The sequence below is a fragment of the Roseomonas aeriglobus genome (genome assembly GCA_016937575.1).
GTDB classification, from domain to species: domain Bacteria; phylum Pseudomonadota; class Alphaproteobacteria; order Sphingomonadales; family Sphingomonadaceae; genus Sphingomonas; species Sphingomonas aerigloba.
Genome location: JAFHKN010000002.1, coordinates 744,534 through 758,156, shown reverse-complemented (window position 1 = coordinate 758,156; position 13,623 = coordinate 744,534). Strand labels below are relative to the sequence as shown.

Annotated in this window: 15 protein-coding genes, 1 tRNA gene and 2 pseudogenes; 9 read left to right on the top strand and 9 right to left on the bottom strand. The window is 62.0% G+C overall.

The window, feature by feature from the left end:
* Window positions 1-82 precede the first annotated feature (82 nt).
* A complete protein-coding gene (locus JW805_04110; GenBank protein MBN2971196.1) occupies window positions 83-763 on the bottom strand; it encodes an HAD-IB family hydrolase in 681 nt (226 codons plus the stop codon).
* A gap of 59 nt (window positions 764-822) precedes the next feature.
* On the opposite strand from JW805_04110, the gene JW805_04105 reads away from it, so the two are divergent.
* The 4 genes from JW805_04105 to JW805_04090 are packed head-to-tail and all read left to right on the top strand — an operon-like array spanning window position 823 to window position 4,308.
* Window positions 823-1,917 (top strand): MlaE family lipid ABC transporter permease subunit, encoded by a 1,095-nt coding sequence (locus tag JW805_04105; GenBank protein ID MBN2971195.1) that lies wholly within the window; start codon window positions 823-825, stop codon window positions 1,915-1,917.
* A complete protein-coding gene (locus tag JW805_04100) occupies window positions 1,917-2,753 on the top strand; it encodes an ABC transporter ATP-binding protein (GenBank protein MBN2971194.1) in 837 nt (278 codons plus the stop codon). Before JW805_04105 ends, JW805_04100 begins: the two co-directional genes overlap by 1 nt.
* Window positions 2,753-3,718, top strand: coding sequence for an MCE family protein (locus JW805_04095; GenBank protein ID MBN2971193.1), 966 nt, complete (start codon window positions 2,753-2,755; stop codon window positions 3,716-3,718). Before JW805_04100 ends, JW805_04095 begins: the two co-directional genes overlap by 1 nt.
* A 2-nt stretch (window positions 3,719-3,720) precedes the next feature.
* Window positions 3,721-4,308: a membrane integrity-associated transporter subunit PqiC gene (locus JW805_04090; GenBank protein MBN2971192.1), complete on the top strand. Its 588-nt coding sequence runs from the start codon at window positions 3,721-3,723 to the stop codon at window positions 4,306-4,308.
* A 339-nt stretch (window positions 4,309-4,647) separates the two neighbouring features.
* On the opposite strand, the gene JW805_04085 is transcribed toward JW805_04090, so the two are convergent.
* Window positions 4,648-5,517 (bottom strand): peptidylprolyl isomerase, encoded by an 870-nt coding sequence (locus JW805_04085; GenBank protein MBN2971191.1) that lies wholly within the window; start codon window positions 5,515-5,517, stop codon window positions 4,648-4,650.
* A gap of 88 nt (window positions 5,518-5,605) precedes the next feature.
* Between JW805_04085 and JW805_04080 the strand changes: the two genes are divergently transcribed.
* The 3 genes from JW805_04080 to JW805_04070 all read left to right on the top strand — a co-directional run bounded on the left by JW805_04080 (window position 5,606) and on the right by JW805_04070 (window position 7,204).
* Window positions 5,606-5,696, top strand: a tRNA-Ser gene (locus tag JW805_04080).
* A 160-nt stretch (window positions 5,697-5,856) separates the two neighbouring features.
* Window positions 5,857-6,702: a hypothetical protein gene (locus JW805_04075; GenBank protein ID MBN2971190.1), complete on the top strand. Its 846-nt coding sequence runs from the start codon at window positions 5,857-5,859 to the stop codon at window positions 6,700-6,702.
* Window positions 6,689-7,204, top strand: coding sequence for a hypothetical protein (locus tag JW805_04070; GenBank protein MBN2971189.1), 516 nt, complete (start codon window positions 6,689-6,691; stop codon window positions 7,202-7,204). Before JW805_04075 ends, JW805_04070 begins: the two co-directional genes overlap by 14 nt.
* A 70-nt stretch (window positions 7,205-7,274) precedes the next feature.
* On the opposite strand, the pseudogene JW805_04065 reads toward JW805_04070, so the two are convergent.
* Window positions 7,275-7,586, bottom strand: a pseudogene (locus JW805_04065) (transposase).
* A gap of 154 nt (window positions 7,587-7,740) precedes the next feature.
* Between JW805_04065 and JW805_04060 the strand changes: the two are divergent.
* Window positions 7,741-9,012, top strand: coding sequence for an IS110 family transposase (locus tag JW805_04060; protein MBN2971188.1), 1,272 nt, complete (start codon window positions 7,741-7,743; stop codon window positions 9,010-9,012).
* A 158-nt stretch (window positions 9,013-9,170) separates the two neighbouring features.
* Here JW805_04060 and JW805_04055 read toward each other — a convergent pair whose 3' ends face one another.
* From JW805_04055 to JW805_04040, 4 genes are all read right to left on the bottom strand, one after another.
* On the bottom strand, window positions 9,171-9,788 hold the full coding sequence (locus JW805_04055) for an IS3 family transposase (GenBank protein MBN2971187.1): 618 nt from the start codon (window positions 9,786-9,788) through the stop codon (window positions 9,171-9,173).
* An 8-nt stretch (window positions 9,789-9,796) separates the two neighbouring features.
* Window positions 9,797-10,060, bottom strand: a complete 264-nt coding sequence (locus JW805_04050) for a transposase (protein MBN2971186.1) — start codon at window positions 10,058-10,060, stop codon at window positions 9,797-9,799.
* Between the two features lie 450 nt (window positions 10,061-10,510).
* Window positions 10,511-10,702, bottom strand: a complete 192-nt coding sequence (locus JW805_04045) for a hypothetical protein (protein ID MBN2971185.1) — start codon at window positions 10,700-10,702, stop codon at window positions 10,511-10,513.
* 62 nt (window positions 10,703-10,764) lie between these two features.
* Window positions 10,765-11,115 (bottom strand): excalibur calcium-binding domain-containing protein, encoded by a 351-nt coding sequence (locus tag JW805_04040; protein ID MBN2971184.1) that lies wholly within the window; start codon window positions 11,113-11,115, stop codon window positions 10,765-10,767.
* Between the two features lie 584 nt (window positions 11,116-11,699).
* On the opposite strand from JW805_04040, the gene JW805_04035 reads away from it, so the two are divergent.
* Window positions 11,700-12,308, top strand: coding sequence for an SOS response-associated peptidase family protein (locus JW805_04035; GenBank protein ID MBN2971183.1), 609 nt, complete (start codon window positions 11,700-11,702; stop codon window positions 12,306-12,308).
* Window positions 12,309-12,331: 23 nt separating this feature from the next.
* On the opposite strand, the gene JW805_04030 is transcribed toward JW805_04035, so the two are convergent.
* Window positions 12,332-12,751: a hypothetical protein gene (locus JW805_04030; GenBank protein MBN2971182.1), complete on the bottom strand. Its 420-nt coding sequence runs from the start codon at window positions 12,749-12,751 to the stop codon at window positions 12,332-12,334.
* Between the two features lie 191 nt (window positions 12,752-12,942).
* Window positions 12,943-13,481, bottom strand: a pseudogene (locus JW805_04025) (MucR family transcriptional regulator).
* Window positions 13,482-13,623: the final 142 nt, after the last annotated feature.

The window sequence follows — 13,623 nt, the reverse complement described above, 5'->3', positions numbered from 1 at the left end:
TGGACCGCGAGCGGCCAGCGGGCGTATCAAACTACGGTGCTACGAAAAGCTCAGCACGAACGGATGTGGCGACGTCCGGTGCTCAGCCCCGCCAGTCGAGCACCGGCCAACCCTTTGCCCGGGCCAGCGCCTTCAGCGGGCCGTGCGCATTCACCGCGAACGGTTCGTCCGACCACTCCAGAACCGGCGCGTCGGAGACATGGTCGCTATAGAAGCGGATCCGGCAGTCGGCGCGCTGCAGGCCCGTCTTTCCCATCCACGCCTCGACTGCGCGCAGCTTGGCGGCGCCGTAGACGTTTTCCCCGGCAATTCGCGGCGTCAGCGCGCCGGCCGGGTCATGCTCGCTTTCGGTCGCGATCACGTCGTCGAAGCCCAGCCGCTCGGCGATCGCGCGGGCGTAAAAGGCGTAGGATGCGGTCGCCATCACCAGTCGATACCCCTCGGCACGGTCGGCCTCGATGCGCGCCCGCGCCTGGTCGAGTACGCCGGTCGCAACGACGTGGTCGGCAAAGGCGGAGGTCAACGTCGTGACATGATCCGCCGCTATACTGCCACCCAGCAACCATTTTTGCGTGGTCTGCTTCAACCTGGCCCGATCGATGACCTTGGCGACATAGGCAAGGCCCGCGATCGCCGCCCAGGGCAGCAGGGCCAGTCGCCAGCGCGCACGGCGGCGCATCGCGAACGCCAGGAACGGCGTCCACGTGGGCGTCCGCGTGATGGTTTTGTCCATGTCATAGATGGCAAGAAGCTGTCGCATCATCGCGACGTTCGCACGCCCCGGCTTGCCGTGGAAGAACTAATCGGGAAAGAGGGACGCGGATGAGCAAGCCAGCGACCTTTACCGACGACGGCGGCACCCTGAAATTCTCGGGCGATCTGTCGCTGGCAACGCTCGGCGACCTGCCCGACCGACTCGACGCGACCAATGGCGCCCGGGCGATCGACCTGTCGGGCATCGACCGCATCGATACGGTCGGGGCGTGGGTGATCCATCGCTTCGCCGACCGCAACGGCGTGCCCATTCAGGGATTGTCCGAAGACCGCGCGCATCTGCTCGACCAGGTGCAGAAGGCCGATGCGCCGATTTCGACGCCGACCACGCCACTGCCATCCTTCTTCCGCGTGTTGAGCGAGATCGGCGCGGCGACGGCGACCGCGGGCAAGACGATGGTCGGCCTGCTCGGCTTCTTCGGCGCGACGGTGCTCGCCTTCTGGGCACTGATCCGCAACCCCGGCCGCTTTCGGTTCAATGCGGTCGTCCAGCGGTTCGAGGTCGTGGGCGTCTCCGCGCTTGCCATCATCGGCCTGATGAGCTTCCTGATCGGGATCGTCATTGCCCAGCAGGGCGCGGTGCAGTTGCGCCAGTTCGGGGCCGAGGTGTTCACGATCAACCTGATCGGCCGCATCACCCTTCGGGAACTCGGCGTTCTGATGACCGCGATCATGGTCGCCGGCCGCTCGGGATCGGCCTTCGCCGCGCAGCTCGGCACGATGAAGCTGACCGAGGAAATCGACGCGATGCGCACAATCGGCGTCTCGCCGATGGAGGCGCTCGTCGTGCCGCGAACGCTGGCGGCGATCTGCCTGATGCCGTTGCTGGGTTTCTATTCCTCGCTGATCGCGATCATCGGCGGTGGCCTGCTCTGCTGGCTCAGCCTCGACATCCCGCCGGTCACCTTCATTCAGCGGCTGCGCGAGGTCGTTCCGATCACCGATCTGTACGTCGGTCTGGTCAAGGCGCCGGTGTTCGGCGCGATCATCGCCATTGCCGGCTGTTTCCAGGGCATGCAGGTGGAGGGTGACGCCGAACAGGTCGGCACGCGCACCACCGCGGCGGTCGTCCAGGCGATCTTCCTGGTCATCGTGCTCGATGCGTTCTTCGCGGTCTTCTTTACCTATGTCGGGTGGATCTGATGGGCACCGATCCAACCTTTTCGGGCGACGCCATCATCCGCGTTCGCGGGCTGAAGAACAGCTTCGGCGACCAGGTCGTGCACGAAAATCTCGACCTCGACGTCCGCAAGGGTGAAATCCTGGGCGTCGTCGGCGGATCGGGCACCGGCAAATCGGTGCTGATGCGCTCGATCATCGGCCTGCAGACGCCCGACGCGGGCACCGTCGGCGTGTTCGGCAAGGATACCGATGAAGAGGGCCGCAACGCGATCGCGGTCCGCAAGCGCTGGGGCGTTCTGTTCCAGGGCGGCGCGCTGTTCTCGACGTTGACGGTCAGCGAGAACATCCAGGTTCCGCTGCGCGAATTCTATCCCAACCTCGATCCCGTGCTGATGGCCGAGATCGCGGGGTACAAGGTCGTGATGACCGGCCTGCCTGCCGAGGCGGGGCCGAAATATCCGTCCGAACTGTCGGGCGGCATGAAGAAGCGCGCCGGTCTTGCCCGCGCGCTCGCGCTCGATCCCGAATTGCTGTTCCTCGACGAACCCACCGCGGGCCTCGATCCGATCGGCGCCGCGGCCTTCGACGAACTGACCAAATCGCTCCAGCGGACGATGGGGCTGACCGTATTCCTGATCACGCATGATCTCGACACGCTCTACGCCATCTGCGACCGCGTCGCGGTACTGGCCGACAAGCGTGTCATCGCGGTCGGCACGATCCCCGAACTGCTCGAGCTGGATCACCCGTGGATCCAGGAATATTTCAACGGCCCGCGCGGCCGCGCCGCCACCGCCGCTGTCGAGCGGACGGAGGAGCAAACCCAAGCGCAGACTCCCAAGCAGGTGACAGGCTGATGGAAACCCGTTCGAACCACGTCCTCGTCGGCGGCGTCGTGCTGATCCTGCTGCTGGTGCTGGCGCTCTTCACCGTCTGGCTGTCGCGGATGGGTGTCGCCGAGGACAAGGAATATGACATCCTGTTCAAACAGGCGGTCGATGGCCTCGCCCGCGGATCGGTGGTCAATTATTCGGGTGTGCCCGTTGGCCAGGTCAAGGACATCGCGCTGTATCCGCCCGACCCGCAGCTGGTGCGCGTCCGCGTGTCGGTGCGCCCCGAAACACCGGTGTTGCAGGGTGCGACGGCAGCGGTCGTCGGCAGCTTTACCGGCACCAGCACCGTACAGATCGACGGTGCCCAGCCCGGCGCTCCGCCGATCGTCTGCCCGGAGGTGAACCCGCAGCGCGTCTGCCCGTTCGGCGTGCCGCTGATTCCGCCACGCGCGGGTGGCCTGGGCGCACTGCTCAGCTCCGCCCCGCAACTGCTCGAGCGCCTGACGACGCTGACCGAGCGGCTGACCGGCCTTCTCAGCGACCGCAACCAGGCCTCGATCGCCGGCATTCTCGAAAACACCAACCGCCTGACCGATGCGCTGGCCGATCGCGGACCCGAAATCGCCGCGACCCTGGCCCAGACCCGCGTTGCGATCGAGCAGGCGGGCAATGCCGCCCAGCAAATCGGCGACCTCGCCCAGACGACCAATGGCGTCGTCGCCAACGACGTGCGGCCGGCAATGGCCAATCTGAACAGGGCAATCGGTTCTGCGCAGAAGAGCATGGATTCGCTCAACGAGGTCATCACCGACGCCAAGCCCGCCGTGCAGGGCTTCAGCCGCAACACCTTGCCGGAGGTGAACCAGCTGGTCCACGACCTGCGCGTGATGGCGGCCTCGCTCTCCGCGGTCGCCGAAAAGGTCGACCAGCAGGGCGCCGGCTCGCTGATCGGCTCGCCCAAGCTCCCCGACTACAAGCCCAAGAAGTGAGAATGCCCATGAAAGCTCGCTCGCTCGGCGCACTCGCGCTCGCACTCTCGCTCGGCGGCTGCCTCAGCTTCGGCGAAAAGCCGCCGGCCTCGCTGCTGACGTTGACGGCGGCGCAGCCGATCGCCGTCGGCCAGACCCAGACCGCGGCGTCGGGCACGGTCACGATCGCGACCCCGGCGATCCCGCAGGAAATCGCGACGCTGCGCGTGCCGGTCCGCTCCAGCGACACCGCCGTCGCCTATGTCCAGGACACGCGATGGGTCGAACCGCCGAACCGCCTGTTCGCGCGACTGATGTCCGACGCGGTCACCGCGCGTACCGGCCGCGTCGTCATCGCGACCCGCCTGATGGGCGAACCCGGCGCGAGCCTGGCCGGCGACCTGCGCAGCTTCGGCATCGATGCCCCGACATCGAGCGCAGTCGTCACCTTCGACGCCCTGCTCCAGCGCGACAGCGGCAAGCCGGTCGAAAAGCGCCGCTTCGAAGCGCGGGTGCCGGTGTCGGTCATCGACGCGACGACGGTGGGCCCGGCGATCAACCAGGCCGCGAATCAGGTCGCCGATCAAGTCGCGGACTGGATCGGGCGGTAAACGGGCGCAGCCAGCGTGCGCGAGCACGCTGGGAGACGCCACGTCGGGCAACGGGGCGGCGTGGCCGTCCCGTCGGACGGCGTGGCGGGATGGCCCTTCGATTCCGGCGGCGCAGAAGCAGGCTGCAAAATGCCTTTGCAAGATTCATCCATATGCCCCTCCCCCGGAGGGAGGGGGCGGTAGGCCGACAGCATTCGCCTTTTGAGCGAGATGACGGGAAGTGACCCCACCTCCAACCGCTCGCCTTGAGCGAAGTCTAAGGGCAGTTTCTACAAGGTGCGTCGACTGCGTTCCCCCCGAACGGGTCAACCTCCCGTCATCATGCCCGAGTACCCCGACCTACGGCGTCTTGCGCACCGGTGGCAGCGCATTGCAGATATCCGCTCCACCCGCCGGCACCGTGAAGAACGGCGGCTCGCGGTTCTCGCGCGCCCTGATCCATGCGGCAAATCGCGGGCCTTCGGTCTTGCGATACTGGAAGCGCGGACGCTCCGCGGCGGGCAGGTCGCTCGCCAGGCGAGCGGAGACGATGCCGGCATATTGCTTGGGATCCTCATACAGGCCCAGTCCGCCGCCGGTGCCGCGCGGCAGAGTCGACAGCGCATCCATCCCGTCGATCACGCGGCCGACGATCGCGATGTTCCGGTCCAGATGTCGCGGCGAATGGCCGATATTGGTGTACAGATCGCCGCCCGACCCGGTCGAGGGCGCCAGATCGCGCGCGACGCCGACCATGCCGTAGCAATGCGGGATCCACGCCTCGCGCCCGTTGGTCGCCAGCGGCCAGCCGTCGCGGCTATATCCCGCCTTGGTGGCATAGGGATCGCCCTTGCTGAGCGTCGCCACCGCATCGAACGTCGGCCAGCTATATTCGGCCGGCGGATTGGCGACGACGCCTGTGGGCAGCGCCTTTTTCTCGGTCGGGTCGCCCCACTGCGCGACGTAGTTTTCCTGGACGCGGTACACGCTCTCACCATCCCACCACGTCGCCCGCGCGAGCTTACGGATATTGTCGGTGTGCACCGGCACGTAGCGCGCCGGCGCCAGTCGCACGACGAACCGCCGGCCGTTGGCGAGCGTGAAGACCAGCATCTCGTCATCGGGGATCGCCACCCAGTCCTCGGGCAGGGCATCATAGGGCTTCGGCGCAGGCGCCGCGGCGGGCGCGGCCTGGAGCAGAGCGGCGGCGGCGAGGAGAGCGATCGTCATAACCGACACGCTGGCACGCCGCGCGCCTGCGAGCAACCGCTTGCGCAAGGCGAAACTTCCCCCTAGTCCGCACGCCTCCAGTGCATGCGGAGCGGTGGCCGAGTGGTCGAAGGCGCTCGCCTGGAAAGTGAGTATACGGCAAAACCGTATCGAGGGTTCGAATCCCTCCCGCTCCGCCAACTTCAGTGCTAATGCGTTGTATTTACAGAGGATCTTGGGGAAATACATACCCCAGCCCACAATCCGACCAACATATTAGAATGCATTTTGGACCGGCTATCCTCTTGTTCGTCCTAGCGCGACGGAACTACCTTGCGCCTTAGGTGATAGGGGACCGAGATGCCGAAGACTGTGACAGTGCGTTTCTATCAAGTCGGTTTGGCTGACCGGCGAAGTTTGTCGCTTCGTCAGGCATTGGACGAGATTGAGGCTAGAGGAGCGCCTGGTCTTAGGGAGCGACAGCTGGCGGCAGGTATAAGGGTTAGGTTGGAGCGGTACGTTACGACCCCTGGTCTGCTAACTGGAGAAATCACTCGCGTTCGAGATGACGACCACCCTTCCGAGGTGCATCCACACGGAACGACCCAACTCAATGTTGCCGGGCCGATCGGGGAGGGAATCGCTTTTCAGTATCGTGAGCGAGATCATGTTCTCGCGATACAGTATGATGTTCGCACCGTCGCTCCAAGCCGCTTCATAGAATATATTATGGCTTTGGTTCAAAATGCTCGTTTTACGTTCGAGCCAAAAGCTGACGCGAATGCGCTTCGGCATTTTAGAGCGCGCCCTCTCCGCAAAGCCAAGGTTCGCCTTGCAAGTCCTCAAGACCTTCGGAATGTAGAGCCGGCAATGGCATCTGTTGCGAGGTCCGTGCGCAGCCTAAGTCGCGACTACGGGGCGCCAACCATCACCTTGGAATTGGGCATGGGTCACGAGGATGGTTCGTTAGGCCAAGACGCAAAGCGAATGATTGAGGGTTTCGTCCGACGCGCAGGAGCCGACGATAATATTAAAAGTGTCAAAGCCACGCCAGACAACGGTGTCGGTATCGAGAATGCAGAAGTAAATTTGTTAGACGCCCTGCTTTCTGTAAAGCATACGATCAATCGCCCCTCGAACGATCCCGTGCAAAACTATGTCGAACGCAGCCGAATCGTTCAAGCAGCCCTGAATGCCCATGTCTGACTCCGCATCAGTAAGCGATAAAGCGTCGCTTTTTATCGAGCAGTTTGGGCCTATAATAATCAGCGCAATTTCTGGTATCGCGCTTTTAATATTTCGAAACGAAATAGCCGCCGCAGTTTCTTCTAAGTCATTAAGCATGACGAATCTTTATTCGTCCGTCTTAAGCTGGGCGTCAATCCAAATTGGCTTTGCTTTCGGCGTTTATGGTTTTGTTGTTGGCAAATCGCAAGGCTTCGTCGAGGCTATTAAAGATACATCAACGATGAGGCGTTTCCTTAAATATGTAAAGAGAGCTAATCTTGGCGGTTTCCTTTTAACTTTCATATCGTTGCCACTCGCAATAACTACGCCTACGCCAAGCAACCCAAATTCTCTCTCATATTTTGTAATAGCTGTTTGGTTTATGCTTTTTATATGGACGTTTTTGGCATTCTTGCGAATTGCCTTCAATTTTGGCCGCATTACTGCCGTCCGAGACAAGCCCGATTTTATCGGCGCTTAGTTCAGGAGAAATCCCTTATAAACGCGCGCCAGTCGGTAAGCATTCGTGCATATTGACCTGCTCCCCATTTTCAGGCCGCTGATAAGTTAGCTTCGTTTTCCTTATGCCCTTGGCGGGGGCGGTTGGTGAACTCGGCGGGTGCCAACCCGCCAAGACTGCTGTGCGGACGCACGGTGTTGTAGTCCGCCCGCCATGCCGCGATGATCCGCCTCGCCGCAGCCAGCGAGGGGAACAAGTGCTCGTTCAGGCACTCGTCGCGCAAGCGACCATTGAACGACTCTACAAAGCCGTTCTGCTGCGGCTTGCCGGGCGCGATGTAATGCCACTCGACCCCGGTGTCCTGGCACCAGGCAAGGACGGCGTGACTGGTCAGCTCGGTCCCGTAGCACATTGGGAAGCGCTGGTTCGGGAGCCGCTATGGCCCTGATGAAGACAAGGCCGCGTAGCGGCCGCAGACTTCATCAGGGCAAGCCATGGCCGGTCAGCAGGTATCTAAAGTGAGGTTGTCGAGACAACACTTTGGAGGCCGACCGACCATGACCAAGCTCACCTCTACGCCTGCCGGCGCCGTGCTGGTAGCCATCGACATGTCCAAGAGCCGACAGGAGGTTCTCATCGAGCGACCGGAAGGCGGCCGGCGCCGGCGGATGACCGTCATGGCGACCAGGCAGGACTATGACGGCTTTGCCGAGCAACTCGCTGCTATCGGGCGCCCTATCATCGTCGGGTTCGAGGCGACGGGTAATTACCATCGTACGCTGGCGCACCGGCTGCTGACGGCAGGGTTCGAGCTGCGCCTCATCTCGTCGGTCGCGCTCGCCAGAACGCGCGAGGCGCTGCACAACGGCTGGGACAAGAACGACTCCAAGGACGCGCAGGTCATCCTGCACATGCTGCGGATCGGTGCGACGCAGCGCTACGTCGACCCGCTGGTGGCCGGAATCAACGACCTGCAGGAGCTCTCGAAGACTCACGAGACGATCTCAAGGATGAAGACGCAGACCTGGCATCGGATCCTGACCCACTACCTGCCGCTGTACTTCCCCGAGATCGCCCGCTTCGCAGGCAACAGCCGGTCCGACTGGTTCCTGGCGCTCATCGAGCGGTTTCCGACGCCGGCCACCATCACGGCGCTGGACCGCGAGGCGTTCTCGGCCGCGGCATGGCCGCTCATCGGCCGCAAGGTCTCCAAGGCACGCCTCATCAACGACATCTACGAGACGGCGTCCGCCTCGACGGCACTGCCGGTGCCGGAGAACTCAGCCGCCATCACCATGTTCCGCATGGTCATCGCGCAGGGCCGCAGCCTCATCCACCAGCGAGACGAGATCGAGCGGCTGGCCCATGCGCGGCTCGCCGATGACGTCGACTACCAGCTGCTGCGCAACATTCCGGGCATCGGTCCGATCAACGCGCTGACCATCCTGGCCGAGGCCGGTGATCTGCGGCGCTTCAACCATCATCGTCAGTTCCTGAAGTTCTGCGGTCTCGATCTCGCAACGTGTCAGTCAGGCACGTTCCGTGGCCGCACGAAGCTGTCCAAGTACGGCAATGCGCGCCTGCGCCGGACCTTCTGGATGGCTGCCCAGGTCGCCGCGCGTCAGCGCGACAACAGCTTCCGCGACAAGCTCGGACGATATGTCGCCGGGCACGCGGACGATGCCGACCGTCGCCGCAAGGCGATGACGGCGCTCACCGCCAAGATGGCGCGCGTGGCTCACGCCGTCATCAAGACGGGGACAGAGTACCGGCCGTTCCTCGAACGGTCGGATGCCAGGTGGAAGGACCCCTCTCTGCAAGTGCCGTGAGGGCGCTCGTCGAGCGACCCTGTAGATAATGTTCGGGCCTTCCACCTGGGTGCGTATCTCGTTTTAAGGATGGTGAGGACCACGGCCGCCTCGGCGCTGCTGGATCCTGTGTTTGCTATGGCAGGGAGCGATCCCGTTGACGGTGGGAGCCATCTGGCTCAGATTGCATGCCGCGCCGACGGTTGTCGGCGCATGGATATCTGCTGGCCAAAACCCGCCGCTGCTTCCCGACATAGGACGTTGTCGCTGACCACCATGCACGGCAGCCCGCGACGTTCGGCGATGGCGGCGAGCTCGCGGACGACGCGCCGGCCTGATAACGAGGTATCGACAATGCACGCCAGGCACTCCCGGCTGTAGTCGTCGATGACGTTCAGCATACGGAACCGCCGGCCGCAGGCCAATGCATCCGACACGAAGTCGAGCGACCAGCGGTGGTTGGGTTCCTGCGGGATCGCCATCGGCGCCCGCGTTCCCAGCGCTCGCTTGCGACCGCCACGCTTGCGCACCGTCAGCCGCTCCTCGCGGTATAGCCGGTACACCTTCTTCAGGTTCATGCCCTTGCCCTCCCGCCTGAGCAGGATCGCCAGCCGGCGATAGCCGAACCGACGACGCTCGTTGGCGATCTCGCGCATCCGCGCGCGGACAGCATCGTCCCTTCCGCGAAGCGGCTCATATTGCCACGCCGACCGGTTGACCCCGATCAGCCTGCAGGCGCGACGCTCGGAGAAGCCGTGGTCGGCCATCAGCTTCTCCACCGCAGCGTAGCGATCCACAGACCGGGTCAGTTTTTTCCCAGCAGATCCTTCAACGCCGACACGTCCAGCATCGACTCCGCCAGCAGCTTCTTCAGCCGGCGGTTCTCGTCTTCCAGCGTCCGCAACCGCGCCGCCTCTGACACGGTCATACCGCCATACTTCGCCTTCCAGTTGTAGAACGTCGCGTCGCTGATCCCGTGCTTCCGGCATAGCTCGGCGGTCTTCACGCCAGCCTCATGCTCGCGCAGCACGCCAATGATCTGATCCTCGGTAAATCGGCCTCGCCGCATCACTCGTCTCCATCTGACGAGCTAACTTATCAATGGCATGATTTCCGGGGAGCAGGTCAATATCGACCCTAATCATTCCGATGGGATCGGTCAGGAACGCCATTCTTACGCATCCTCACAACCGATGACGGTGAACGCCGATTAGTCCCTCAATCGCCGAACCAGCCGTTTCCATCCGGCTTCATCACGGGGAAACCGGTTCGGTGCGTTCACCGGTTCGAAGGTCGGGCGAAGTTCGATAGGACGCCCATTACACTTGCTACAGCGAAGATGGGCGGCGACCTGCCCACCGCGAAGCTGCGTGCCCCAGCAATGGCAGAGGAACCACCTATTCGTCAGGCTGGCGTCGATTACGCCACGATGACCGCACCGGCACGTCACTCGAAGATTGCCGCCGTGGCTGCTAACGTCGCCTAGTGTGTCGAGCCGCGTGTTTGCCGCCGACATTTTTCAAAGCGAAAGGCTTAGCTGCCGGGGATCATGGTACGGCTGGTCGCGGTTGAGTTCGTCGATGACGGATACCGCCAGCGCTTTTGCCGCTTTTTCCCTCAACCGGGGATCAGCGACGACTATGCCGAGCCTTTGCCATGCAGGGGCGTGGAGAAGTGCGTTGGCGAGCGGATCGGGGGTTAGCGTTTCCATTTCCGCTATAGAACATATGCGGAACATGATTCGCTAGTTGGTTGCGGCGAACGGAACGTCGCTCAGCGGTAAGGCTCGCACGCTATGCCGTCGCTGTCGCGGTCCAAGCCTTCGCGGTAACCGGGCTGGCCCCTGTAAATCGGTGCTACACCCGCTGCACGAACATCGGCGCATCGAGCATAATACACGCCCCGTTCGCGAACGGTGATCTGATCAGGCGTACTAACCGCGTTTCGCCAAATGATGTTTATTGAAGGTGTGGCCAGAAACACGATTACGGCTGCCCCTATAGAGGCGGTTACCAACTGAAAGCCGAAGGACGGCGGGGAGTTCGCAGCTGCCCGACGGCGACCGTTCTGGTACCCGCTGCGTTTATAAATAGCCTTCGCATGACGATTATTCGGGTGCCACATGGCAGCAACGTGCAACTTGCACTGCTGCGAAATCGTCAAACGAAATCCCTAATGCCGGACGCACTGACGCCGCGCTTAGCGTCGGTACCGTAGGCACCGACCCGCTACGCGATGACCAATTAAATCAACGAATTTATCTGCTCACGCTGTAGATATGCGGGATGAGTTTCGCTGATGTTGTAGCCGTTGGTTTAGCCTTCACTTGTACGCCTACGCATGTTTGGGATGGTGATGGCCCTATCTGGTGTGCCGAAGGGCCGCGTGTTCGGCTGGCGGGCATAGCTGCACGGGAAATCGACAATTCTTGCCGCCGAGGTCATCCCTGCCCAAAGGCATCCGGCATCGACGCGAGGAATGGCTTGGTATCGCTGTTGGGAGGCGCAAAGGGAACGACCCGCACCGGGCATGTCATCGTTCGCGATCGGCCATTACGTTGCGTATCGCTAGGGAACGGCAAGGGCGCTAGAACCGCTGCATGGTGTCGATCTGAACGAGTAGGCGACCTATCCTGCGCTATGCTTGCCAAAGGGCTTGTGATCCGCTGGGATCGATACTGGCAGGGGCATCGGTGTTAGGAACGGACCATGTGCAACCTGTACCGCCTTCAAACCGCTCGATCTGAAATCGCCGCCTATTACGGTGCGGACGATCGATGGGGAGCGGACGCAGACAAGGATTATGTATCGCCAGCGAAGCCTGGCGCGGTGGTTACCGCAACGAACGGTCAGCGGGCGCTTAGAGAAATGCGATGGGGTTGGCCCAATCCCCGCAATCCTAAGGTTACAGTTCAGAACGTGCGCAACTACGCGTCCCCCTTCTGGCGGTCGGCATTGGCGAACCCGGAACGGCGATGCCTTGTACCGTTTACAAGCTTTCAAGAGTGGAGCGTCGAACCAGACCCGACGACGGGCAAGAAGCGACCCTACTGGTTCTCGATTCCGTCGCGACCAATTGGTACGTTCGCAGGGGTTTGGCGACCAAGCGAAGCCGGCGACATATTTGCGTTCCTGACGACCGGCTATGGTGATGAACCCGGCGCCGCTGAAGGGCATGTGGTTGGCGCGATCCATCCGAAGGCGATCCCCGTCATTTTGCATGATGAGGATTTTGACCGATGGCTGAGCGCTCCGGTCGAGGAAGCGCTATCGTTGGCGACCGCCTTCCCCAGTCAGCTTCTGCGCGTCGAGGGGTAATGTCCGCCATTGGGCGGAAGACGTCATCCAGAGGCCGCTGGGACCGCGAGGTTTGCAATGACTTGCTTGGGGTTACGTGGAACCGGAAGGAGGCAATTGGCGCGGTAGGTTGTTACCCATTTATCGCCATCTCGAAGTTGAAGGGCTCGGCCCCCCAAGGGCACTTTTACGACCCGCGCATCACCCCTCATCCATGCCTCAAAAATCCGCTCAAGGAGAGGGGCCGCTTCTTCGAAGGGGAATAAATCCGACCAGAAGTCGGCCACACCGAAACTCAATTCGTCACTCCGCGATCCGAGCGTGACGGGCATTAAGAGGTTTCTTTGGTTGGGGAACGTCCACAGCGCTTCGAACGGGCTATCGATGTTTACCTCGTAGCTGAGCGCATGCTGTTTAGCCAAACGGGAGAACAAGGCGGTTGCCGCTTCGACATAGACGTCCATGCTTCCTTATCGCTAGTCGGCCGCATGTCTGCAATTGGGGCGTTTTCTGCCAGTCCGGCTTACAGAATCAGCCCCTTGCAATCTGACATGGCGATTCTAGCCTTTGACAGCCTCGTACAGCGCGATTTGGACGTTCTGGTAGGTGTTGCCCCACTTTCACTTCAAGCACGCTGTACGGGCCTTAAAACGACCTATTCACTAGCACCACCCAAATGAGCCTTTGCTGCCGCCCTTGCGGCTGCAACCGACTTAGTCGAACCGGACTTTCTGCTAGCTTTGCCGACCGCACCGTTATCGCCGGCATCAGCCTTCTTCGGTGACTGACCCGGCTTACGCCCAAGGCCAATTTTCTTCGCCATCGCCTTGCGGGCGTCGGAGTAGCTGGGGGCTGTCATCGGGTAATCAGCCTTCAGGCCATACCGCCGACGATACTCGGCAGGGGTTAGGCCATTTGCCGTCAGATGCCGCTTCAGTGTCCTGTAGTTTTCCCATCGATCATGCTGACGATGAAATTCGCGTTGGCTAGCGACTTGCGCACCGACACCGCCGGTTCATAGGCCTTTTCGGTTTCCTCGACGGCTGGCGCCGATGGCACCGACAAATCTGCAACCGCCCTGTTCATCGACGAAAGGAATGCCTTCACGTCTTCCATCCCAGCCCGTGTCGAAGGATTGGACAACCAGGCGACGGTTAGTTCGGTTGCGCGATCAATATGGTTGAGGTTCGCCATTTAGTCGCATGTCCTTTCCAAAGCCGAACACGAGCCGACCACAGGCGTTCGTCAAAACATTCGCGGCGGTTGTCCGTATACAAGATAGCGTCACCATACGCCAGGCGGGCAGCGTAAAATAAATAGCCTGGACGGCCACGTC

Bases quoted from the DNA above. Each gene is read 5' to 3' on its own strand.
- JW805_04105 (MBN2971195.1), top strand. From the start codon at position 823: ATGAGCAAGCCAGCGACCTTTACCGACGACGGCGGCACCCTGAAATTC.
- JW805_04100 (MBN2971194.1), top strand. From the start codon at position 1,917: ATGGGCACCGATCCAACCTTTTCGGGCGACGCCATCATCCGCGTTCGC.
- JW805_04030 (MBN2971182.1), bottom strand. From the start codon at position 12,751: ATGGACGTCTATGTCGAAGCGGCAACCGCCTTGTTCTCCCGTTTGGCT.
- JW805_04070 (MBN2971189.1), top strand. From the start codon at position 6,689: ATGCCCATGTCTGACTCCGCATCAGTAAGCGATAAAGCGTCGCTTTTT.
- JW805_04090 (MBN2971192.1), top strand. From the start codon at position 3,721: ATGCCCATGAAAGCTCGCTCGCTCGGCGCACTCGCGCTCGCACTCTCG.
- JW805_04060 (MBN2971188.1), top strand. From the start codon at position 7,741: ATGACCAAGCTCACCTCTACGCCTGCCGGCGCCGTGCTGGTAGCCATC.
- JW805_04110 (MBN2971196.1), bottom strand. From the start codon at position 763: ATGATGCGACAGCTTCTTGCCATCTATGACATGGACAAAACCATCACG.
- JW805_04035 (MBN2971183.1), top strand. From the start codon at position 11,700: ATGTGCAACCTGTACCGCCTTCAAACCGCTCGATCTGAAATCGCCGCC.
- JW805_04045 (MBN2971185.1), bottom strand. From the start codon at position 10,702: ATGGAAACGCTAACCCCCGATCCGCTCGCCAACGCACTTCTCCACGCC.
- JW805_04095 (MBN2971193.1), top strand. From the start codon at position 2,753: ATGGAAACCCGTTCGAACCACGTCCTCGTCGGCGGCGTCGTGCTGATC.
- JW805_04050 (MBN2971186.1), bottom strand. From the start codon at position 10,060: ATGCGGCGAGGCCGATTTACCGAGGATCAGATCATTGGCGTGCTGCGC.
- JW805_04040 (MBN2971184.1), bottom strand. From the start codon at position 11,115: ATGTGGCACCCGAATAATCGTCATGCGAAGGCTATTTATAAACGCAGC.
- JW805_04075 (MBN2971190.1), top strand. From the start codon at position 5,857: ATGCCGAAGACTGTGACAGTGCGTTTCTATCAAGTCGGTTTGGCTGAC.
- JW805_04085 (MBN2971191.1), bottom strand. From the start codon at position 5,517: ATGACGATCGCTCTCCTCGCCGCCGCCGCTCTGCTCCAGGCCGCGCCC.